Annotated in this window: 19 protein-coding genes; 10 read left to right on the top strand and 9 right to left on the bottom strand. The window is 46.7% G+C overall.

Translation table 11 applies throughout. The features are described from left to right. The first annotated feature begins 2 nt into the window (after window positions 1-2). The 6 genes from CWC33_RS11720 to CWC33_RS11745 all read left to right on the top strand — a co-directional run bounded on the left by CWC33_RS11720 (window position 3) and on the right by CWC33_RS11745 (window position 5,790). Window positions 3-1,139 carry an aminotransferase class I/II-fold pyridoxal phosphate-dependent enzyme gene (locus CWC33_RS11720; RefSeq protein WP_100692085.1) on the top strand — a complete coding sequence of 379 codons (1,137 nt, stop codon included), beginning with the start codon at window positions 3-5 and terminating at the stop codon, window positions 1,137-1,139. Then, window positions 1,136-1,915 carry a methyltransferase domain-containing protein gene (locus CWC33_RS11725; protein WP_100692086.1) on the top strand — a complete coding sequence of 260 codons (780 nt, stop codon included), beginning with the start codon at window positions 1,136-1,138 and terminating at the stop codon, window positions 1,913-1,915. Before CWC33_RS11720 ends, CWC33_RS11725 begins: the two co-directional genes overlap by 4 nt. 18 nt (window positions 1,916-1,933) lie before the next feature. Next, a complete protein-coding gene (bioD, locus tag CWC33_RS11730) occupies window positions 1,934-2,608 on the top strand; it encodes a dethiobiotin synthase (protein WP_100692087.1) in 675 nt (224 codons plus the stop codon). A 57-nt stretch (window positions 2,609-2,665) separates the two neighbouring features. Then, window positions 2,666-3,523, top strand: a complete 858-nt coding sequence (gene htpX, locus CWC33_RS11735) for a protease HtpX (RefSeq protein ID WP_100692088.1) — start codon at window positions 2,666-2,668, stop codon at window positions 3,521-3,523. A 71-nt stretch (window positions 3,524-3,594) separates the two neighbouring features. After that, a complete protein-coding gene (locus CWC33_RS11740) occupies window positions 3,595-4,953 on the top strand; it encodes a class II 3-deoxy-7-phosphoheptulonate synthase (protein WP_100692089.1) in 1,359 nt (452 codons plus the stop codon). Between the two features lie 39 nt (window positions 4,954-4,992). Next, window positions 4,993-5,790, top strand: coding sequence for a DUF1338 domain-containing protein (locus CWC33_RS11745; protein WP_100692090.1), 798 nt, complete (start codon window positions 4,993-4,995; stop codon window positions 5,788-5,790). Window positions 5,791-5,810: 20 nt separating this feature from the next. Here the strand turns inward: CWC33_RS11745 and ppsR are convergent, their stop codons facing one another. Beyond that, a complete protein-coding gene (gene ppsR, locus CWC33_RS11750; RefSeq protein WP_088768150.1) occupies window positions 5,811-6,620 on the bottom strand; it encodes a posphoenolpyruvate synthetase regulatory kinase/phosphorylase PpsR in 810 nt (269 codons plus the stop codon). Between the two features lie 108 nt (window positions 6,621-6,728). Between ppsR and ppsA the strand changes: the two genes are divergently transcribed. Both ppsA and ydiJ read left to right on the top strand, forming a co-directional pair. Further along, window positions 6,729-9,095 carry a phosphoenolpyruvate synthase gene (gene ppsA / locus CWC33_RS11755; protein WP_100692335.1) on the top strand — a complete coding sequence of 789 codons (2,367 nt, stop codon included), beginning with the start codon at window positions 6,729-6,731 and terminating at the stop codon, window positions 9,093-9,095. A gap of 2 nt (window positions 9,096-9,097) precedes the next feature. After that, window positions 9,098-12,127 carry a D-2-hydroxyglutarate dehydrogenase YdiJ gene (gene ydiJ / locus CWC33_RS11760; RefSeq protein ID WP_100692091.1) on the top strand — a complete coding sequence of 1,010 codons (3,030 nt, stop codon included), beginning with the start codon at window positions 9,098-9,100 and terminating at the stop codon, window positions 12,125-12,127. A gap of 22 nt (window positions 12,128-12,149) precedes the next feature. Here the strand turns inward: ydiJ and CWC33_RS11765 are convergent, their stop codons facing one another. The 6 genes from CWC33_RS11765 to CWC33_RS11790 form a co-directional block, all read right to left on the bottom strand. Beyond that, window positions 12,150-13,187 carry a Glu/Leu/Phe/Val dehydrogenase dimerization domain-containing protein gene (locus CWC33_RS11765; RefSeq protein ID WP_088768152.1) on the bottom strand — a complete coding sequence of 346 codons (1,038 nt, stop codon included), beginning with the start codon at window positions 13,185-13,187 and terminating at the stop codon, window positions 12,150-12,152. Between the two features lie 126 nt (window positions 13,188-13,313). After that, complete coding sequence (locus CWC33_RS11770) at window positions 13,314-14,462, bottom strand: cupin domain-containing protein (RefSeq protein ID WP_100692092.1); 1,149 nt, start codon at window positions 14,460-14,462, stop codon at window positions 13,314-13,316. After that, entirely contained in the window at window positions 14,459-15,829 is a 1,371-nt protein-coding gene (purB, locus tag CWC33_RS11775) for an adenylosuccinate lyase (RefSeq protein WP_100692336.1), read from the bottom strand. Before purB ends, CWC33_RS11770 begins: the two co-directional genes overlap by 4 nt. 23 nt (window positions 15,830-15,852) lie before the next feature. Next, the gene (gene hflD / locus CWC33_RS11780; RefSeq protein ID WP_100692093.1) at window positions 15,853-16,473 is read right to left on the bottom strand and encodes a high frequency lysogenization protein HflD; all 621 of its coding nucleotides are present in this window, start codon (window positions 16,471-16,473) and stop codon (window positions 15,853-15,855) included. After that, on the bottom strand, window positions 16,470-17,585 hold the full coding sequence (gene mnmA, locus CWC33_RS11785) for a tRNA 2-thiouridine(34) synthase MnmA (RefSeq protein ID WP_100692094.1): 1,116 nt from the start codon (window positions 17,583-17,585) through the stop codon (window positions 16,470-16,472). Before mnmA ends, hflD begins: the two co-directional genes overlap by 4 nt. 77 nt (window positions 17,586-17,662) lie before the next feature. Next, window positions 17,663-18,241, bottom strand: coding sequence for a pseudouridine synthase (locus CWC33_RS11790; RefSeq protein ID WP_100692095.1), 579 nt, complete (start codon window positions 18,239-18,241; stop codon window positions 17,663-17,665). Between the two features lie 104 nt (window positions 18,242-18,345). On the opposite strand from CWC33_RS11790, the gene CWC33_RS11795 reads away from it, so the two are divergent. Together CWC33_RS11795 and CWC33_RS11800 are read left to right on the top strand one after the other, a co-directional pair. Continuing rightward, complete coding sequence (locus CWC33_RS11795) at window positions 18,346-19,098, top strand: hypothetical protein (RefSeq protein ID WP_088769368.1); 753 nt, start codon at window positions 18,346-18,348, stop codon at window positions 19,096-19,098. Window positions 19,099-19,116: 18 nt separating this feature from the next. Next, window positions 19,117-19,968 carry a glucosaminidase domain-containing protein gene (locus CWC33_RS11800; RefSeq protein ID WP_100692096.1) on the top strand — a complete coding sequence of 284 codons (852 nt, stop codon included), beginning with the start codon at window positions 19,117-19,119 and terminating at the stop codon, window positions 19,966-19,968. Between the two features lie 66 nt (window positions 19,969-20,034). Here the strand turns inward: CWC33_RS11800 and ttcA are convergent, their stop codons facing one another. Both ttcA and uspE read right to left on the bottom strand, forming a co-directional pair. After that, window positions 20,035-20,943, bottom strand: a complete 909-nt coding sequence (gene ttcA / locus CWC33_RS11805; RefSeq protein WP_100692097.1) for a tRNA 2-thiocytidine(32) synthetase TtcA — start codon at window positions 20,941-20,943, stop codon at window positions 20,035-20,037. A 63-nt stretch (window positions 20,944-21,006) separates the two neighbouring features. Then, the gene (gene uspE / locus CWC33_RS11810; protein WP_100692098.1) at window positions 21,007-21,936 is read right to left on the bottom strand and encodes a universal stress protein UspE; all 930 of its coding nucleotides are present in this window, start codon (window positions 21,934-21,936) and stop codon (window positions 21,007-21,009) included. Between the last annotated feature and the right edge of the window lies 1 nt (window position 21,937).

Here is a 21,937-nt window from a genome sequence, read left to right on the forward strand (position 1 = left end):
CAATGCGTGACTCCCTTAAGGAGAAGTTGAAGCAACGCAGAGCGTCGACACAAATGCGTCGACGTCGTTGTCGTGCCGCAAAAGAAGCCAGTGTCGTTGTCGACTTTTCTAAAAACGATTACCTCGGTTTAAGTCAGCATGAAGGGGTTGTTAAGCGCTTTACCGATGCAGCGAATCAATGGGGAGTTGGCAGTACAGGGTCGCCGTTATTAAGTGGTTATTGTCGAGAGCACCAGCGACTTGAATCTGAGCTGTGTGAGTGGCTGGAAAAGCCCGCTGCGCTTTTGTTCTCCTCCGGTTTTGCGGCAAACACAGGTGTATTAAATACCCTGACAGATGAAAGCGGTAAAATATACGCAGATAAGCTTGTTCATGCGTCTCTAATTGACGGTATCAAGCAAAGTCGCCAGCACTTTAAGCGCTATGCTCACAGTCAGCCGTTAACCATTGCTGGCATGCTGCAACCCGAAGACTGGATTGTCACCGAAGGGGTTTTCAGTATGGACGGGGACGACGGCGGTATTGCGCAATTAACCGAGCTGAAAAACCAACAGCCTGACGCCACATTCATGGTCGACGACGCGCACGGCATTGGTGTTTTAGGTCAAGAGGGGAAAGGCGCTCTGGCGGATAACTTGAACGTGATCGACGTCATGACTGGGACCTTTGGCAAAGCACTCGGCGTTGGTGGGGCGTTTGTCTGTGCTGATAACGACACTATTGAAGCGTTAATTCAGTTTTGTCGGGAATACATCTATTCAACAGCCATGCCTCCCGCACAAGCTGCCGCTGCCAGCGCCGCACTAACGGTTATTCGCAGTAATGAAGGGCGAGAGAAGCGAGAGCATTTAGCACAGCTAGCGCAACAGTTTCAGCTGGAAATGTCTCGTCGTGGCTTAGCGTATATAAAGTCTTCAACGCCTATTCAAACCTGGCTTTTTGAAAGTGAAGAGACAGCTCGACGCATTGCTAGAGAGCTGACGAGCCTGGGGTATTTGTGCCGAGCGATTGTTTATCCCACTGTGCCTAAGCATTTACCAAGAATTCGCTTTAGCCTGAACAGTAATATGCAGTCAGCGCACATCAGTCAATTCTGGCATGTGGTTGATGAGCTACTGGAATCTAATAGGGCAGTATGAAACCGCTAAATTTTGATAAAGCTGTGGCGCAGCACTTTGATCGTGCCGCTATCAGTTATACTCAACACGATGAAATTCAAAGGAGAGCGGCGCACGATCTCTTGGCTTGCGCCAAGCCCGCTATTCCTCAAAGTACGGGAACACTGGTTGATATTGGTTGTGGTCCCGCAGCTGAGACCGCTACACTGCTAAGCCGCTGCCAGCATTATATCGGCATTGATATCTCCCCAGCCATGCTGGTACAAGCACGTCGTTTATACCCGGGCTTGAATTGGGCGCATGGACACTGGACTGAGTTGCCATTAGCCAGTGCAAGTACCGATTGGGCATTTGCGAATTTATCATTGCAGTGGGTTGATGACTTGAGTTGTGCGTTTAACGAGGTCTACCGTATTCTTAAGCCCGGTGGTGTTGCGACGGTTAATACGCTGTTACCCGGTACCTTCTCGTCGTTGCAGGAAAGCTGGGCGAGAGTCGATAGTCGCCCCCATATTAACCAGTTTCCGCTATTAACCGATGTTGTCTCTGCGGTTAAGAAACACGCTTGGTCAAGTGCCGGTTTTCATGACTACAGCTATACCCAATATTTTAATAATTTGAGAGAACTGTTAGGCAGTATTAAAGGTGTTGGTGCAAGCTTAGTAAAACGGGAAAGCTCGTCTGGTTTGACGACGAGATCAAAGCTTCAAAACCTGGAAAAGAGCTATGAAATCTTTCGACAAAGCCAGGGGTTACCACTGGAATGGCAGATTATTAACATCGTTTTAGTTAAGTAGGGTTGATTAATAGTTAATATGGACACTTATTTTATAACAGGTACCGATACTGACGCTGGTAAAACAGTGGCTGCCTGTGGCTTTGTGCAATACTTGGTAAGCAGTGGTCGCAACGTGGCTGTTATGAAGCCTGTTGCTTCTGGCTGCGAAATGCACGATGGGCAATTAAAAAATTCAGATGCTTTAGCATTAATGAATGTTGCGAATATTAAACAACCTTATGAACAGGTAAACCCTTACACTTTTGAGCCAGCCATAGCGCCTCATATTGCTGCTGCCGAAAAGGGCGTTGAAATCACCATCAATAGGCTTCAAAAGACCGTTGATGAGATTCGCCAAACTGGTGCTGATGTTTTGGTGATAGAAGGTGCCGGTGGCTGGCAGTTACCGTTATCGAACACCTTCTTTATGCCAGAGTTGGTTGAGCAACTGTCCGCCAAAGTTATTCTCACGGTTGGTTTAAAGCTGGGCTGCTTAAATCATGCGTTACTTAGCGCTCTGTCAATTCGAGCATCGGGCTGTGAACTGGCAGGCTGGGTTGCCGTACAGACCGGCGAAACGCCAATGCCCAGACAAGAAGAAAACCTTAAAACATTAATCCGGGTTCTGAAATCAGAGCCAATTGCCACACTGCCTTATATGCCTGACTGGCAAAGCCAAAATTTCGCCGGTAAATTTTCACTGGTGCATTGAACTTAATGTGAGGCGCCTACATATCAGTTAGCGTAGACATTCTTAACGGAGACTAGGATGAAAAGGATCCTGCTATTTTTAGCCACTAACATTGCCGTTTTATTGGTTGTTAGTGTTGTTTTTAATATCGTTATTGCGGCAACGGGTATAGATGCCCGTGGCTCTGCAGGGTTATTAATTTTCTGTGCGCTGTTTGGTTTTGGTGGTGCTTTTGTTTCACTATGGATTTCCCGCTGGATGGCCATTCGTTCAACTGGAGCACGGGTTATCGAGCGTCCACAGAATCAGTCTGAAGAATGGCTGTTAAGAACGGTTCAGCAGCAGGCGCAAAAAGCCGGCATACCGATGCCTCAGGTTGCTGTATATCAGTCACCGTCGCCAAATGCTTTTGCCACCGGACGCAGCAAAAACCATTCACTGGTTGCGGTCAGCACCGGGCTGTTACAAAGCATGAACGCAGATGAAGTCGAAGCGGTGCTGGCGCACGAAGTCAGTCACATTGCTAACGGCGATATGGTAACGCTGACGTTAGTTCAGGGCGTGGTGAATACCTTTGTGATGTTCTTTGCGCGGATCATCGCCAGCGCTATTGCACGCGGTGATAACCAACGTGGCGGACTCGCGTATTTCGGTTTGGTCATGTTGCTGGAAGTTGTTTTTGGCATTCTCGCCAGCGTGATAGTGATGTGGTTCTCCCGTCAGCGCGAGTTCCGAGCAGACGCTGGCTCAGCTGATATCGCGGGTAAACAGAAGATGATTGCGGCGTTGCGTCGTTTGCAACAAGGCCGCGAATCAGAACTGGACGGTACCATGTTAGCTTTCGGCATTAAGGGAAAACGCTCGACGATTGGTAAACTCTTTATGAGTCATCCGCCTTTGGAAGAGCGCATTCATGCACTTGAGCAACGGCGTTAGTCGTTGCTTTTCAATGGCGGACACCGTACATTCGTACATCTTATACAGTGAAAAAGTCGGAAGTTAACTTTATGGCACAGTGGAGTGCGCGCAGCTGGCGCGATAAGCCAATTCAACAACAACCCAGCTACCAAAACGAACAACAGCTGCATGATGTCGAGAGGCAACTAAGCCAGTTCCCGCCGTTGGTGTTCGCGGAAGAAATCCGTGCGCTGAGAAATCAACTAAGCGATGTCTGTCAGGGAAACGGTTTTCTGCTCCAAGGCGGTGACTGCGCTGAGTCGTTTAGCGATTTTAATGCCCCAAAAATAAGAGACACTTTTAAAGTTATTCTGCAAATGGCCATTGTAATGACCTTTGCGGGTTCGTGTCCGGTGACCAAAGTAGCGCGAATGGCGGGGCAGTATGCTAAGCCACGCTCCAGTGACTTTGAGTCTGTTGACGGTGTTAACCTTCCAAGTTATCGCGGGGATATTATTAATGGCTCTGAGTTTACAGAGAGTTCTCGAGAGCCGGATCCTGAGCGTATGCTTAAGGCGTATCATCATTCGGCGGCGACGTTGAATTTGTTGCGGGCGTTTGCACAGGGTGGTTTGGCAAACTTACATAAGGTTCATAAGTGGAACTTAAGCTTCATTGCATCAAACCCGTTGAAAGAACGCTATCAGCAAATCGCGGAAGAAATTCAGTCAGCGCTGCGTTTTATGGAAGTATTGGGCATCAATGCAGATAATAATGCGACCATCCACGAAACTTCGCTGTTTACCTCTCATGAGGCCTTGTTGTTGCCATATGAGCAAGCGTTAACTCGTACAGATACACTAACCGGCTTACCTTACGACTGTTCTGCCCATATGGTTTGGATAGGGGAGCGTACGCGGCAGTTAGACCATGCGCATGTCGAATTTATGCGCGGCATCAATAACCCGATAGGCGTAAAAGTCGGGCCGAAAATGCCTGAAGACGAGCTTATTCGTTTAATCGATGCCCTTAATCCGGATAACGAAGCCGGGCGATTAACGCTTATTACGCGTATGGGAGCAGATAATCTGGCTGAAAATATGCCACGTCTGGTACGTCGAGTAAAAGAAGAAGGTCGCAACGTTATTTGGTCCAGCGATCCAATGCACGGCAACACTATAAAAGCGGATAATGGCTTGAAAACACGTTCTTTCGACGCCATTCATAAAGAGTTGAGACAGTTTTTCGCCATTCACCAGTCAGAAGGTACATATCCTGGCGGCATCCATTTAGAAATGACCGGGGAAGACGTTACAGAATGTACAGGTGGAGCTTATAAAATCAGCGAAGAAGATCTGTCGAGTCGTTACCGTACACAGTGCGATCCACGACTTAATGCCGATCAAGTGTTAGAATTGGCGTTTCTAGTGGCCGAGTCGCTTAAAGCAGCGCGCAATGGCGAAGGCTAATTTTCTATTTCATTGAACGTATAAGAGGACAACCGTTGTATGTCACAGCAGGTAGAGCAGTTATTTGAGAATTTGTGGCAAGATTACTTATCTCGCACGCCGTCGGCAGAAAAAGTTCACAAAATACTGGGTGAAGGGCATCCGATCATTAATGATCACGTTGCCTTCAGAACATTCGATATTGCTCCGGTTGGCTTAGAAGTTCTGGCTCAGCACTTTCTGGACTTAGGTTACAAAGAAGGCGGCGATTACCATTTCGAGGCTAAAAAGCTTCGTGCGAAACACTTTGAGCATGATGACCCTGAGCTGCCTAAAGTGTTCATCAGCGAATTAATGACAAGCGAGTTTTCTGACGAGTTGCAAGCCAAAGTCAAAGAAATGGTGGCGCAAGTATCGGAAGCCGATACGAAAAAGTCTGACTTTCTGTACTCAGGCACCCATTGGAAAGTTAGCCATGAAGATTACCTGGCGCTGCTGGAAGAAAGTGAATACGCTGCATGGATGTCGGCGTTCGGTTACTGCGCTAACCACTTTACGGTGAGTGTTAATCAGTTGCCGGGCTACGAATCATTAGAGCAGGTAAACCAGAAGCTGAAAGACAATGGCTTTACACTCAATAGTTCAGGTGGCGAAATTAAAGGCTCGCCAGAGGTTTATCTAGAGCAGTCATCAACAATGGCTGACCGTCATGACGTTGAGTTCTCAGACAAAACGGTCAGTATTCCAAGCTGTTTTTATGAGTTCGCAAAGCGGTACGAGATTGAGCCAGGTGAACTTTACACAGGTTTTGTTGCGGCTTCTGCAGACAAAATCTTTGAAAGTACTAACGCAAAATAAGCGTTAATAACAGAACGGCACTAATAGCGGTGCCGTTCTAAGTTGGTCTTCGCAAGAATCTTCGCGGCAATTTCTTCCACTGAATAATGGGTTGAATTGATAAAAGGTATCGCTTCGCGGCGATACAGTTTTTCGACTTCAGCCAACTCAAAACGACACTGTGCTAACGACGCATAACGGCTGCCTTCTCTGCGTTGACTGCGTATTTCATGCAGGCGCTGAGAACTGAGCGTGAGACCAAAAATCTTATGCCTGTGCATTTTAAGTTCTTTGGGTAACTGCAAACGTTCAAAATCATCGTCGTCGGTAAGCGGATAGTTGGCTACCTTAATACCGTATTGCATGGCCAAATATAGGCTGGTCGGCGTTTTACCCGTTCTTGAAACGCCTACCAAAATAAGATCTGCCTTATCAAGCTGGTTAAGGCGCTTACCGTCGTCGTTATCAAGGGCGTAGTTAATTGCATCAATACGGAAGTTATAATTTTTATGAACACCGTGAGTCCGATGCGTTTTCGGCTCCGCTTTAACGTTGAGCTCTTTCTCTACCGGTGTCACAAAGTGATCGAGGAAGTCATAGCAAACGCCCCCGCAATTCGTTATTTTTGACTTTAGCGTTTCATTAACGAAGGTATGGAATATCAGCGGCGGCTCGCCACTCTCTTCTTTTGCCTTTTGAATGGTTTTACAGACATTTTCTGCTTTTTTTTGTGTATCAATAAAGGGCAGCGTTTTATGCTCGAATTTTACAGGAAACATTGAGAGCAGGGCATGACCAAAGGCCTCAGCGGTCAGTGCCGTGCCGTCAGAAATATAAAAGGCGTAGCGCACGGTAAGTCTCTTTTACAAAGGATTAATACAGCGATATTAACTTGTTGAGCTATAAAGTGTAAAATACCCGGCACTTCCATGCCTAAAAAATTAATTGAGGACTGTGACGTGCAAGAATACGTAGTGTGGTACCAAGATCTGGGAATGCAGGACGTTAATCGTGTGGGGGGCAAAAACGCCTCTCTGGGTGAAATGATTAGCAACTTATCCGGTGCTGGAGTAGAAGTTCCCGGAGGTTTTGCGACCACAGCCGAAGCTTATAACCAGTTTTTGGAGCAAAGTGGTCTTAACGATCGCATTCACGATTTGCTCGACAGCCTCGATGTCGATGATGTTCAAGCACTGACGCAAGCTGGTCAAAAAATTCGTCAGTGGATAATCGACACGCCATTCCAGCCTGAATTCGAACAGGCCATTAAATCTGCGTTTGAAACGCTTAGTGAAAACAACGACGAGTTCAGTTTCGCTGTGCGCAGTTCCGCAACGGCCGAAGATATGCCGGATGCATCATTTGCCGGGCAACAGGAAACTTTCCTGAACGTTCGTGGTTTAGACAATGTGATGGAGGCAATCAAGCATGTTTTCGCCTCTTTATTTAATGACCGAGCTATTTCTTATCGGGTTCACCAAGGCTACGATCACCGCGGCGTTGCGTTATCGGCTGGCATTCAACGAATGGTGCGCAGCGATATTTCATCGTCAGGCGTTATGTTCAGTATCGATACTGAGTCAGGTTTCGAAGATGTTGTCTTCATTACCTCGTCTTTTGGACTGGGTGAAATGGTCGTGCAAGGCGCTGTCAACCCGGATGAATTTTACGTTCATAAACCAACGTTAGAAGCAGGGCGTCCGTCGGTATTACGACGCACGTTGGGCAGTAAGAAAATCCAGATGATTTTCTCAGAAGACCGCGCGCACGGTAAGCAGACATTAATTGAAGACATCGACGTAGAGAAAAGCCGCACGTTCTCAATTACTGACGACGAAGTAGAAGCACTAGCGAAACAAGCACTAATTATTGAGAAGCACTACGGTCGTCCAATGGATATTGAATGGGCGAAGGATGGTGTTGATGGCAAGCTCTATATTGTTCAGGCACGTCCTGAAACGGTGCAGTCAAACCAGAAAGGTCAGGCTATAGAGCGCTTCGCTCTGAAAAGTAAAAGTGACGTAGTATGCCAGGGACGTGCTATCGGTCAGCGTATTGGCCGAGGTGTTGCGCGTGTTCTTAATGACATTAGTGAAATGGATAAAGTGCAGCCGGGCGATGTGCTGGTAACAGACATGACGGATCCTGACTGGGAACCTATTATGAAGCGCGCCGCTGCCATTGTGACTAACCGAGGTGGCCGGACTTGCCACGCTGCTATTATCGCACGTGAACTGGGCATTCCTGCGGTTGTCGGTTGTGGTGATGCCACTGACCATATTGCTAATGGCCAGGAAGTGACTGTTTCTTGCGCTGAGGGCGATACTGGATATATCTATCAAGGACAACTTGATTTCGATGTCACCGAGTCTCGCATTGATGCGATGCCGCCGTTGCCGCTGAAAATTATGATGAACGTAGGTAACCCGGATCGCGCGTTTGATTTTGCTGGCTTGCCTCATGCTGGTATTGGCCTGGCACGCTTAGAGTTCATTATTAACCGCATGATAGGCGTGCACCCGAAAGCGCTATTAAATTACGATGCACAAAGTGATGACTTAAAAGCGACTATCGATCAAATGATGGCGGGTTATAGCAGCCCTCGTGAGTATTACGTTGCGCGTTTGGCTGAAGGTATTGCGACACTGGGCGCGGCTTTCTCACCAGAGCGAGTCATTGTTCGCATGTCTGACTTTAAGTCAAACGAATACGCGAACCTTATTGGTGGTAGTCAATATGAGCCGGGTGAAGAGAACCCTATGCTCGGCTTCCGTGGCGCTTCACGCTATATCTCAGAAGAATTCCGTGACTGCTTTGCGTTAGAGTGTGAAGCCATTAAACGGGTTCGTAATGACATGGGGCTCACGAACGTCGAAATTATGATTCCGTTCGTGCGTACTTTAGAAGAAGGCCGGAAAGTTATCGAGCTTCTGGAAGAGCAGGGTTTAAAACAAGGCGAAAATGGGCTGCGCGTCATTATGATGTGCGAGTTGCCGTCGAATGCCCTGTTAGCCGATGAGTTCCTCGATATCTTTGACGGTTTCTCTATTGGTTCTAACGACTTAACTCAGCTAACCTTAGGGCTTGACCGCGATTCGGGTGTTATTGCACACTTATTTGATGAGCGTAATGAAGCCGTTAAGAAGTTGCTGGCAATGGCAATTCAAACGGCTAAGAAGCGTGGTAAATACGTTGGTATTTGTGGCCAGGGACCATCGGATCATCCGGATTTTGCCGCTTGGTTGGTTGAGCAGGGCATTGACTCTGTGTCGCTGAATCCTGACACCGTTATTGAAACCTGGATGTACCTGTCGGAACACCTATAAGTATGACCGCATTACCGAATGTTTCAGCGGAAAGTGCGTTACCGGACAATTACCAGAGCTTTTTAAAAGCATTAAAAGGCTCTGGTTTCTCCGGCGAAATTGATGTGAGCTACTCGGGGCGGCTAATTGCCGCTACCGACAATAGTGTTTACCAACAACTCCCACAAGCCGTTTTACACCCTAAAAAGCAATCAGATCTTGCTCTGGTGATGAAGTTCGCCGGACAAGATGCGTTTTCTGATATTCAATTTTCCCCACGAGGCGGTGGTACTGGTACTAATGGCCAGTCATTAACGTCCGGCATTGTCGTCGATATGAGCCGACACATGAACAAAGTGCTGGAAGTGAATGCTGAAGAAGGTTGGGTTAGGGTGCAATCAGGGGTCGTGAAAGATCAGTTAAACGATGCGTTGCGGCCACACGGTTATTTTTTCTCACCTGATTTGTCGACCAGTAACCGAGCAACGTTGGGTGGCATGATTAACACCGATGCGTCTGGTCAGGGCTCTTTGGTGTACGGCAAAACCAGCGATCATATCCTGGAACTGAAAACCGTGTTATTGGACGGAAAAGTTCTGGACAGCGGACCGGTATCACTTGAGCAAGCAGAAAGCATTGCACAAGGGAGTGACCGCGTAGCCAGAATCTATAGGCAGGTCATAGACACTTGTGTTGGCGAAGAGCAGTTAATAACGGATAAATTCCCGCCGTTGAATCGTTTCCTTACCGGTTACGATTTAAAACACGCCTACAACCCGAAAGAGCAGCTTATTGATGTATCACGTATCATTGCCGGCTCTGAAGGAACACTTGGATTTGTCAGCGAAGCGCGTCTAAATATTACGCCGATTCCTAAGCATCGTGTGCTGGTTAACGTTAAGTACTCTAATTTCCAGGCTGCCTTAGAAAATGCGCCATTCCTGGTGGAAGCAAACGCAACGTCGGTTGAAACCGTTGACAGTAAAGTGTTGAACCTTGCTCGGGAAGACATTATTTGGAAGTCGGTCTCGCACTTGCTTGAAGATGTTGAAGGCAAGCGCATGGACGGCATTAATATGGTCGAGTTTACTGGACTTGACCAAGATGACATAGATACTAAGGTCAATATGCTTTGTCAGCGCCTGGACAAACTCATTAAGAGTAAAGATAACCAGGGCGTTATTGGCTATCAAATTTGTGATGACTTGCCGAGCATACAACTGATTTACGCAATGCGCAAAAAGTCAGTCGGCTTGTTGGGAGCAACAAAAGGGCGACGCAAACCCGTTGCTTTTGCAGAAGACACGGCCGTACCACCTGAAAAACTGGCGTCTTTCATTAATGAATTCAGGGCTCTGCTAGACAGCAAGGGCTTAGATTACGGCATGTTCGGTCACGCCGACGCTGGTGTTTTGCATGTTCGACCTGCGCTTGATTTAACCGAACCTGCAGACGAAAGCTTACTGCGAGAGGTCAGTGATGAAGTCGCTAAGCTGACGCAAAAGTATGGCGGTTTGATGTGGGGAGAGCATGGCAAAGGTTACCGCTCGGAGTATGCCCCTAAGTTCTTCGGTGACGATCTCTACAAAGAGCTACAAAAAATAAAAGCCAGCTTTGATGCTTGCAACCAGTTGAACCCCGGTAAGATCTGTACACCACTAAATACGGAAGCAGATCTGGTTTCTGTCGACGCAATAAAACGTGGCTACTATGACCGGCAAATACCCGTAGCTACGCGCGAGAGCTACCAAAACGCAATGGATTGTAACGGTAACGGCTTGTGTTTTAACTATGACACGTCGTCGGCTATGTGTCCGTCTTATAAAGTCACTCGCGATAGACGATATTCCCCGAAAGGTCGGGCGGGTCTCGTGCGTGAATGGTTACGACTGACTCAGAAAGAAGGCTACGATGCAGCGCAATCCCCTAAGCAAAGCCACTTTTTTGAGAAGCTTTCACGTCAACTTAAGACATCGGATGACTTTAACCATGAAGTGAAAGACTCCATGGATAAGTGCTTAGCCTGTAAGGCGTGTACCAATCAGTGTCCGGTCAAGGTCGATGTGCCGACGTTTCGGGCGCGTTTTTATGAACATTACTACAGCCGCTATTTCCGTCCATTAAAAGACTACCTGGTCAAGAACGTCGAGAAAACCGGACGCATAGCCAGCCGCTACCCAACAGCCAGTAATGTGCTGATTAATAACCCCGTTTCTCGCTGGGTGCTTAAACATATTGTGGGTTATGTTGATACGCCGAGCTTCTCGACGCCGGATTTACTAACGGGGTGGAGCCAAAGCGGCTTCGATATTTTAGATACTGGCGATATTCTGGCGTTAAGTGAAACGGAAATAAGCAAGACTGTTGTTATTGTTCAGGATCCATTTACCAGTTTTTACGAAGCTGAGTTTGTTTTAGCTTTGGGTCACTTGGTATCGAAATTGGGTTATAGACCAGTACTACTGCCTTTTGCAGGGCATGGTAAAGCGCAACATGTGAAAGGCTTTTTAAAAGACTTTGATGAAACCGCGCGCAAGGTCACTGAACAGTTACAACCGCTTTCAGAGGCGGGTATTCCTTTAATTGGCCCCGATTCGTCGACAGCACTGATTTTTAGGGATGAATATCGAAAGGCCTGTAATGGCGAATTACCATCAGTCAATGTCAGCACCGTGATTGAATGGCTTATGTCTGTAGACTTTGAGACCCACGATCAAAAGCGATCAAGTCACTATGGTCTGCTGCTGCACTGCACTGAACAAAGCTTCGTTCCTGAATCAGCGAAACAATGGCAAACGCTGTTCGCTAAGCTGGGCCTTACTCTGGATATTGTTAATGTCGGTTGTTGCGGTATGGCCGGTACTTTTGGTCATGAGGTTAAAAACCTGGATGACAGTATGGGGTTGTATCACATGGGTTGGCACGACGCGGTTCAACGTTACGGTAGTTCAGGAATTTTGGTAACGGGGTTCTCCTGCCGCTCGCAAGTTAAGCGGGTAGAAAAAAAGCGGGTGAAACACCCGCTTGAAGTTATCTTACAAAGCCTGGTTTAATCACCAGGCTTTTTTATAGGTTTTACTGCTTACCTTTGGCGATGATCTCTCTTGCCATTTCATCAGCAATAACGCCGGTTGGGCGGTCTTCTTCTTTAGCTCGTGCAAACAGCTTGTCTAGCGTGTCGTGAATAGCGCGAACACGCTTATCCGTTTCTTCTAAGCTCATGTTTGCCGCTTCAGAGCAGACATGAATAACACCGCCAGCATTAATGACATAGTCTGGTGCATACAAAATGCCCATGTCTTTGACTGCCTGATCATGCTTAGGATTTGCTAATTGGTTGTTAGCGCTGCCCGCAATAATTTTCACTTTTAGCTGCTTCAGCGTTTCATCATTAATGGTTGCGCCTAATGCACAAGGTGCGTAAATATCAGCATCAACGCTGTATATTTCATCCAAACCAACGGCTTTCGCGCCTAACTCGTTAACTGCACGCTCAACAGACTCTTCATTTATATCGGTAACGATAAGCTCAGCGCCGTCTTCTGCACAGTACTTAGCAAAGTCATAACCGACCGAGCCTAAACCTTGCACAGCAATTTTTACGCCTTTTAAGTCTTCGCTGCCCAAGCGGTGTTTTGCCGCTGCTTTTAAGCCCAGATAAGTACCCAAAGCTGTATGCGGGGAAGGGTCACCGGCTTTGTCAGCAGTACCGGCAACGTGGCTGGTTTCTTTGGCCACAATGTCGATATCTTCAGTACGGATGTTGACGTCTTCTGCGGTAATATAACGACCACTTAACGACTCAATGAAGCGACCATACGCACGGAACAGGTCTTCGCTCTTAACTTTCTTAGCGTCGCCAATAATAACGGCTTTACCACCGCCCAACGGCAAGCCAGCCATTGCGCTTTTGTAAGTCATACCACGAGACAGGCGCAGTACGTCAGTTAGTGCTTCCGCTGATGAGCTATAGTTCCAAAGGCGAGTACCGCCAAGGCTTGGGCCTAATGTAGTGTCATGAATAGCAATAATTGCTTTCAAGCCAGATTCCTGGTCATGACAGAATACAACTTGCTCGTGATTATCAAATTCAGGATGCTCGAATAGAGACATGAATTCTAATTCCTTATTGCTTAAAAAATTGCGCGAACATTACCACGTAGGGCAACCGTTCGCTACTGAATAAAATCAATAAATACGCGTATTCAAACAGGTGTTTATCAACTTCTCTTTACAGAATTATTCAGGGGCTTCTTCGACGAAGAAATAGTATCCGCCTAAGTTGATAACGTCTGCCAAAAACGTCTGGCTTTCGGCTGTTAAAAAGGTTTCATTTAGCTCAGAAACTCCACAACTACCGTGCATTTCAGCAAGCTGCATCGCTGCGTGTTGCGCTGGCTCAGGTACATCGAGCTTTTCACCGTTTAAGTAGAAACTGTCATTGTCCAATCGAAGTAGGCGGGCACCCGGCGCACGCTCAATAAACGCGTTGCTTTGCTCCAGCATAGCGGGTATTTGCTCGGCGGTTACCGGCAGCTCAGGTTCGACTAATGGACGTTTAGACTGAGACAGCAAACGAGCAATAATGTCGTTGGCGTCATCAGATTGAATAGCCTCTATCAATAATGACTTCATGGCTTCGAGTTGTGGGGCTGTAATGTCATAGCTTGGCGCTATATCGGAGCTGTCAGGATCGGTGTAGCGTTTGGTCAGAACATCATTCGCCATAGCGCTGTCGCCAAGTTGCCACAGAAGCTCAGCTTGCGACGGAGCTCGAAAACCAACGGAATAGTTTAGCGAAGGTTCAAGTGCCACACCGTCGTGTGGGCAGCCGGCGGGAATGTAGAGTACATCTCCACTTTCGAGCTCTTCGTCAATAACAACGCTAAAATCTTCACTAACCAAGCACAGGCCCTCGGTGGGCTGCGACTGTTGAAGCGGCTGACGTTCACCAACGCGCCATCGCCGTTTGCCAGCCCCCTGAATAATGAACACATCGTATTGATCAACATGCGGGCCTACGCCGCCGTTTTCACAAGAAAAGCTCACCATGACGTCGTCCAGGCGCCAGTCTGGCAGAAAGCGAAACGGTTGCAACAGCTCACCAACCTCAGGCACCCATTCATTCACGGACTGGACCAGTAAGGTCCAGTCGCTTTCGCCGAACGAGTCGTACTCTTCGAAAGGGCCGTGAGTGACCAACCAGCCTGATTCGGTATCCGCATTTGTTTGCACAATACGGGAGTCAGCGCCTTCTTCCATAGCAAGTCCAGCCAATATTTCCGGGCTAATGAGGTCTGAAAATGCAGTAAAGCCTTGTCTAATTAAACAAGGCTTTTTTTGCCAGCTACTCGCCAGAAAATCTTTTATATCGAGATTTAATGTCATACTAAATCGTCAACGAATTGAATGGCGCGACCAATGTAGTTTGCCGGGCTCAGTGCTTTCATTTCATCTTTGGCGGCGTCAGGAATATCTAACGCCTCAATAAAATCACTCAGATCGGCTGGTGTAATGCGTTTACCGCGAGTTAACGCTTTGAGCTTTTCATAAGGCTTCTCAACACCGTAGCGACGCATAACGGTTTGCACTGGCTCTGCCATTAGCTCCCAGTTGTCATCCAATTCGGCGGCCAGTTTAGCGTCATTCACTTCCAATTTGCTCAAACCTTTTTGTGTCGCCTGATAAGCAATTACCGCATAAGCTAAGCCGACGCCCAAGTTGCGCAATACCGTTGAGTCAGTCAGGTCACGCTGCCAGCGTGAGATAGGTAGCTTCTGCGCTAAATGCTGCATAATGCTGTTGGCAATGCCCAGATTGCCTTCTGAATTTTCAAAGTCGATTGGGTTAACTTTGTGAGGCATGGTTGAAGAGCCGACTTCGCCTTCAATCGTTTTTTGTTTGAAGTGGTTCAGAGCAATGTAACCCCAGACATCGCGATCAAAATCGATAAGTACAGTATTAAAGCGTGACAGGGCGTCAAAATACTCAGCAATGTAATCGTGCGGTTCGATTTGAGTGGTATAAGCGTTCCAGTTCAAGCCTAAAGACTCAACAAAACGCTCAGAAATACCATGCCAGTCGACGTTCGGGTAAGCGGCAAGGTGAGCATTGTAGTTACCCACCGCACCGTTGATTTTGCCCATAATATTAACCGCTTTAAATTGCTCAATTTGACGTTCTAACCGAACGGCTACGTTGGCAAATTCTTTACCCATAGTCGTTGGCGTTGCCGGTTGACCATGGGTACGAGCCATCATTGGCACCGCTCGGTACTCTTTGGCTTTGGCTTTTACGTCATTGAGGAGCTGGGTCATCATTGGCACCAGCACATCGTCTCGTGCCGTTGCCAGCATCAAGCCGTGAGACAGGTTGTTGATGTCTTCTGAAGTACAAGCAAAATGAATAAATTCAGAGACATTATTGAGCTCATCGTTCTGTTCAACGGACTCTTTCAGAAAGTACTCAACGGCTTTAACGTCATGGTTCGTCGTTCTTTCAATTTCTTTAATGCGTTCTGCGTTTTCGACAGAGAAGTTTTCAACAATACCATCAAGTAACTTGTTGGCTTCAGCACTTAAAGCCGGAACTTCTTTAATGCCGTCGACAGTCGCTAATAGTTGTAGCCAGCGTACTTCAACAGTCACTCGGAATTTGATAAGACCATATTCACTAAAAATAGGGCGTAGCATTTCAGCTTTTGACGCATATCGACCGTCAACAGGGGATATTGCAGTGAGTGAAGATAAGGGCAACATACAAGGTTCTCCGAGTTATATTAAGCAATTTGAAGTAGCTGCTGAGCGGCTTTCAGCATCTGTTTTCTTGAAAAAATGAAATGGCGGCGCTTGCCACCTAGTTGGTTCCAGAGTATTGCACTGCGCACACCAGCAAGTAACAGGGCGCGGATATGGTGCTGGTTGGCATCGGACTTTAACACCTCTGGTTTACCATTAATTCGAATAGGCTGACCTAAAGGGCTAATAAGCTCTCTGTAAACGCCTGCCATACTCTCTAAGATACGGTATTGTTCAAAGCCAAACTCTTCTTTTTGGCGCTTTATTTGTGAAATGCGCTGACCCAGTTCGTCCAGTACTTTTGGTTCTTTTAATAAACGCCTTGAAAGGTGCAGCATGCCAATTAAATAGCGCGTCACCTCAACGTCTTTTTGAGAACTGCTGCCGATTTGGCGCACAAATGTCTGTAAGCCGGGCTGGATATTGATAAGTCCGCCGTAGACCTGCTCAATAGAGTCTGGTGACTGCTGTAAAACACTATGAATCAGTGTGTCAGTAATAGACTCGGGGTAAAGGCTACCGCTGCGGGCTATTTTCTGAACCGCAGCGGCACTTAATGACATACCGGCTAATGCAATAACACGCTGTTGCCAGTCGTTCATAATTTTACCTCAAAGTCGGTCAGGCGTTTTTCGATAATACCGCCACCAAGGCAGACGTTATCGATATAAAATACCGCTGACTGACCGGGGGTCACCGCCGCAACCGGATCATCAAACTCAACATGAACGTCACCATTGTCTAATGGTGTTACCTGGCTGGCTATATCACTTTGACGATAACGCGTTTTTACGGCACAGCGGAAGGGTTCCGCAGGCGCTTCCCGGTTAACCCAGTGCAACTGGCCGGCAACTAAACCTTTTGAATAAAGACGAGGGTGATTCTTGCCTTGTGCAACAATCAGTACATTACGTTCAACGTCTTTATCGACCACATACCAAGGATCCTCAGAGGCATTAGCCAGTCCACCAATATGTAAACCTTTGCGTTGACCAAGCGTGTGGTACATCAAGCCTTCATGTTGCCCAAGAACATCACCATCAACGGTTTCGATGTCACCAGGCTTAGCCGGCAGATACTGTTGCAGAAAATCTTTAAACTTACGTTCACCAATAAAACAAATACCGGTGGAGTCTTTTTTATCCGCCGTTACTAAGCCTTGCTCTTCGGCAATACGTCGAACTTCAGGCTTCTCCAGTTCGCCAACCGGAAATAGTGTCTGCGCGATATGCTCATGACTCAGTGTATACAAGAAGTAGCTTTGATCTTTGTTATTGTCTAAGCCTCGCAGCATTTGCCATTTTTTGCCGTCATATTGGCGGCGAACATAATGACCTGTGGCAATATAATCAGCGCCCAACGCTTCGGCGGCAAATTCAAGAAACGCTTTAAACTTAATTTCTTTATTGCACATGATATCCGGGTTGGGAGTGCGGCCGGCTTTGTACTCTTCCAGGAAATACTCAAACACGTTATCCCAGTATTCCGCAGCAAAGTTAATGGTGTGCAGTTCAATACCCAGGGTTTCGCAAACTTTTTCTGCGTCAGCCAAGTCATCGGCGGCCGCGCAATACTCGTCCGTGTCGTCCTCTTCCCAGTTTTTCATAAACAGGCCTTCAACATGGTAGCCCTGTTGTTTTAGAAGATATGCTGAGACAGAGGAGTCGACTCCTCCTGACATTCCGACAATGACTTTTTTTACTGCATCACTCATATATTTGTCCGGACATTTGGCGTACTAAAATTGGCGCGTATTCTATCATTTTCGCAGCACTTGGGGTAGTCAAAGGTTTACCAAACCGGAGGCTCTTCACGCCATTGTCCCGGCTGTAATCCTTTTAACTGAAAGGGGCCGACTGCGGCTCTTATCAGTCGTAAGGTTGGTAGGCCAACGTGTGCTGTCATGCGACGCACCTGTCTGTTTTTGCCTTCTCTTATTTTTATGCAAAGCCAGGTGTCCGGAATCGACTTTCGCTCTCTAATAGGCGGGTTACGAGGCCATAAATTATTCGGCTCAGGCATAATGAAAGCTTCTGCTGGGCGAGTTAGGCCATCTTTTAGCTCAACACCGTTACGAAGTGCTTCCAGTTGCTCTTCAGTCGGTTCGCCTTCGACCTGAACCCAGTATGTCTTCCATACCTTATACTTGGGGTTCGCAAGTCTCGCCTGATAGACACCGTCGTTGGTAAGTAGCAGCAAGCCTTCGCTGTCTTTGTCGAGACGCCCGGCAGGATAAACATCCTTATGAGGAATATAACTTTTTAAGGTATCATCGTCAGCTTCACCACTAAATTGCGATAGAACACCGTAAGGTTTATTAAGCAAAACCAGTTTGGGGTTCGCAGGACGTTCTTTACGCTTTTTCTGCATGATACTCCTTCAGGGGTTATCGAATTTATTGGATTGTCGATGCGTATGCTCTAGTATAGCGGGCGCTATTTTAACCGACTCAGCAATAAAGTGTGGTAATTTTTGTGAATGATAACAAGCTAATAGTAGGCGGCTCATTAACCGATGCGTTAACTGGCAAGTACGATTTCTCGTTAAAAAGTGTCATAGAGCAGTCATTTAATGTCACTAAGAACCATCTTGGCTCTTTGTTAGGCGGCTTTTTAATTTTATTCGGCATTAACGTGTTAATGGTATTGGTGCTGATTAATTTCTTTTCGTTGGAAAGTTTTGAAAACTCGCTGGAACTGCAGTTTGTCACCAGTATTATTCAAGCGGTTATTAATGCGCCATTGCTCGGTGGCCTTATGCTGATGGGCATAAAACACAGCGTTGATATAAAAACGAAAGCGACACAAGTATTTGACGGTTTTCAGCGCTTAATGCCGCTTATTGTAGTCTCATTAATTGCGACCGTTTTAAATATTATTCTGACTTTGCTACTGGGGCAATTACATCCGAATTTAGGGCTACTTGGCTCGCTGTATTTAACCGTGGTTCTGGCTTTAGCTATGCCGTTGGTTATCGAGCGTGGTACCGGCCCATTGAATGCACTGTATTACTCTTTCCGCATTACCCACTACAAGTTGCCAAAATTTATTGTGCTCTTTTTACTCATTATGGGTGCTTTGTTTTTGGCGATTATTCCATTTGGCTTAGGTTTGATTTGGATGTTGCCAATGATTTATAACCTGATTGGTGTGGTCTATAAAGATATTATTGGCGTAACTATTATTAATAACGATGACCCAGAGCCGTCTGACAATATTTCTATTTAAGGCTTATTTGAGGAATATATGCGAATAGTTACGATAATTTTATTCATTGTTCTTTGTATTGCGGCGCTGTTAACGCCTTGGTTTATTCCAAAGGAGCCAGCTAAAGAGGAAGACGCTTCAGTGGTTGCGCATTTACCGCCAATTCCTGAGGTGAAAACGCAGACGACGATGCCAGAGTTTTCGGCAATGACGGATGTGTCGGAGAAAAAGGAATCATTTTTCCGGTTTTTACTGCCAATGGTTGAAGCGGAGAATATTCGCATTTTGCACGAGCGTGCTTATTTAAAAGACGTTTATAATCGCTATAAAGAGGGCAATTTAACAGCCGAAGATCAGCAGAAAATTGACGAGTGGATAGATTACTACCGTCTGGAAGAAGACATTGAAGTCGATGACAACCTGTTTGGTTTGTTGAAACGTCGTATGGACATTATTCCGGAGATGATGGTTCTTGTTCAGGCGGCTAATGAGTCAGGCTGGGGAACTTCTCGTTTCTCTCGGATGGGACTTAATTTGTTTGGCCAATGGTGTTACGTCAAAGGTTGTGGGCTTGTTCCTAAGGGCCGTGAAGAAGACGGTCGTCACGAAGTCGCTAAATTCGACTCAGTGAATGATTCGGTAAAAAGTTACATGCGTAACATAAATACTCACGGTGCTTATTTAGACTTGCGTTTATTACGAGAGCAAAAACGTCTCGAGAATGAGGCGATTACAGCAAGTGACCTCATTGTAGGATTGGAAAGCTATTCAGAGCGCGGTGTTGAGTACATTGAAGAGTTACGAGCGATGATTCGTATTAACCGTCCGATTGTCAATGAAGTACGCCAGCAGCTAGATACGGAAGCGAGCAGTGAGGCGGCGCCGCAGTAGCCTCATCCGCGACAAAATAAAAAAGCCCCGGCCGGGGCTTTTTTATTGGGCAACAGTAAAACTCATTCAGGCCAGTTGTTTTATATTGATGCTCTGTACACTCGCTTCTGTGTCAACTGCTGTTGCAAAGTTATTATTTTGAACCGGCTCACTATCAAAGGCCTTATCGCCATCTTCTTTTGCTACGCCGTCAGCCATTACCGCCAGGAAATCAAACAGATTGTTGTCAGCAAGGTGAGAAGGTGCGACATTTTGCATTGCCGTAAAAATACTTTCTATGCGCCCGGGGAATTGTCTATCCCACTGGTTAAGCATTTGTTTTATTTGTTTACGTTGTAAATTTTCCTGTGAACCGCACAAGTTACACGGAATAATGGGGAACTCCATGGCTTGCGAGTACTGTTCAATGTCTTTTTCTTTGTTATACGCGAGCGGTCGAATGACAACATGCTCGCCGTTATCACTGGCAAGTTTTGGGGGCATCGACTTCAGTTTACCGCCGTGAAACAGGTTCAAAAACAGGGTTTCGATCATATCATCGCGATGGTGTCCCAGCGCTATTTTGGTGGCTTTCAGCTCTTTCGCTGTTCGGTACAAAATCCCACGTCGCAAGCGAGAGCAGAGAGAGCAAGTCGTTTTGCCTTCAGGGATTTTGTCTTTAACGATACTGTAAGTGTCTTCTTCTACAATTTTGTAGTCGACACCAAGTGAGTTTAGATAATTAGGCAATACATGCTCAGGAAAGCCTGGTTGCTTCTGGTCAAGATTAACGGCAACGAGAGAGAACTTAATAGGTGCCACACGCTGCAAGTACATGAGAGTGTCGAGTAAAGTGTAGCTGTCTTTACCGCCAGAGAGACACACCATTATGTGATCGCCGTCTTCAATCATGCCAAAGTCCTGAATGGCTTTACCTGTTTCGCGGCGAATTCGTTTTTGCAGCTTATTAAAACTGTACTGACTGCTGTTTGCCATTGTGGCTCCCGTTTACCCGACTAGCTTAAAAATAACGCGCGGATTATACCTAAGCGGTGCGCATCAAGCGAGAGGGCATTTAAAATCATCCGGTTTTATTGCCAGTACATCACAGTTTATTTGGTCTAATACATGCTCTGCGGTATTGCCAAGTAGGGCGGCACTAATACCTGTGCGACCAATAGTGCCCAACACCACCAGCTCCGCATCCAGTTGCTTCGCAAAATCGGGGATTACTTGTTCCGGCAAGCCTTGAGAAAGATGTTGTGCATGGGAGGATATGCCAAATTCACGACCTAACGCCGCCATTCTATTAATATGGTGTTGTTCCAACGCGTCGGAGTATTCAGTGACATCGAACTCTGGAATTTCGACAGCAATGTTCACCGGTGCGCTTGGATAAGCATTCACCAAATGCACGCTGGCATCCAGTGTTTTGCTCATGGCTTGGGCGTGCTCGATAATCCGTTTGTTTAGCTGTTGGTGATGCTCGTCTTCGGAGCCTGTGTGAACGGCTGCGATAATTTGACCATGGCTTGGCCATTCGTGTTCTTTCACAAGTAGCACGGCACAAGGCGCTTTTCTTAATAAATGCCAATCGGTCGGTGTAAACAGAAGGTTTTGAAAGCTTGGGCTTACCTGAGTGCCTTTAATCAGAAGTTCGTGGTTATTCTTCAGCACTTCTTCGATAATCGCTTCAAAAGGACGGTTGTGCCAAACCACTTCTTTCTCTATCTGTACACTCTCAGTATCAAACTCACTGAGTAAGTCATCAATCCAGGCCTTTCTGTCAGCGATGAGGTTTGAGCGCATAATGTCTCGCTCTTCACTCGATAGCATGGTGGTCATTTCGTACGAAAAGTCGTAAATAGAAAGGAACAAAGTGAGTTTACAATCGGGGTTAAGACGCGCCATATGCAGCGCCCGTTTGAGTGCTTTATGTTGTTCATCAGCAGGGTCCAGGACGACCAGTAACTTATTAAAACTATTCATC

It is taken from the genome of Idiomarina sp. X4, from assembly GCF_002808045.1.
Classification (GTDB): domain Bacteria; phylum Pseudomonadota; class Gammaproteobacteria; order Enterobacterales; family Alteromonadaceae; genus Idiomarina.

Excerpts from the sequence above, each read along its gene's own strand:
- CWC33_RS11720 (WP_100692085.1), top strand. The coding sequence starts at position 3 with ATGCGTGACTCCCTTAAGGAGAAGTTGAAGCAACGCAGAGCGTCGACA.
- CWC33_RS11725 (WP_100692086.1), top strand. The coding sequence starts at position 1,136 with ATGAAACCGCTAAATTTTGATAAAGCTGTGGCGCAGCACTTTGATCGT.
- bioD (WP_100692087.1), top strand. The coding sequence starts at position 1,934 with ATGGACACTTATTTTATAACAGGTACCGATACTGACGCTGGTAAAACA.
- htpX (WP_100692088.1), top strand. The coding sequence starts at position 2,666 with ATGAAAAGGATCCTGCTATTTTTAGCCACTAACATTGCCGTTTTATTG.
- CWC33_RS11740 (WP_100692089.1), top strand. The coding sequence starts at position 3,595 with ATGGCACAGTGGAGTGCGCGCAGCTGGCGCGATAAGCCAATTCAACAA.
- CWC33_RS11745 (WP_100692090.1), top strand. The coding sequence starts at position 4,993 with ATGTCACAGCAGGTAGAGCAGTTATTTGAGAATTTGTGGCAAGATTAC.
- ydiJ (WP_100692091.1), top strand. The coding sequence starts at position 9,098 with ATGACCGCATTACCGAATGTTTCAGCGGAAAGTGCGTTACCGGACAAT.
- CWC33_RS11765 (WP_088768152.1), bottom strand. The coding sequence starts at position 13,187 with ATGTCTCTATTCGAGCATCCTGAATTTGATAATCACGAGCAAGTTGTA.
- CWC33_RS11770 (WP_100692092.1), bottom strand. The coding sequence starts at position 14,462 with ATGACATTAAATCTCGATATAAAAGATTTTCTGGCGAGTAGCTGGCAA.
- hflD (WP_100692093.1), bottom strand. The coding sequence starts at position 16,473 with ATGAACGACTGGCAACAGCGTGTTATTGCATTAGCCGGTATGTCATTA.
- mnmA (WP_100692094.1), bottom strand. The coding sequence starts at position 17,585 with ATGAGTGATGCAGTAAAAAAAGTCATTGTCGGAATGTCAGGAGGAGTC.
- CWC33_RS11790 (WP_100692095.1), bottom strand. The coding sequence starts at position 18,241 with ATGCAGAAAAAGCGTAAAGAACGTCCTGCGAACCCCAAACTGGTTTTG.
- CWC33_RS11800 (WP_100692096.1), top strand. The coding sequence starts at position 19,117 with ATGCGAATAGTTACGATAATTTTATTCATTGTTCTTTGTATTGCGGCG.
- ttcA (WP_100692097.1), bottom strand. The coding sequence starts at position 20,943 with ATGGCAAACAGCAGTCAGTACAGTTTTAATAAGCTGCAAAAACGAATT.
- uspE (WP_100692098.1), bottom strand. The coding sequence starts at position 21,936 with ATGAATAGTTTTAATAAGTTACTGGTCGTCCTGGACCCTGCTGATGAA.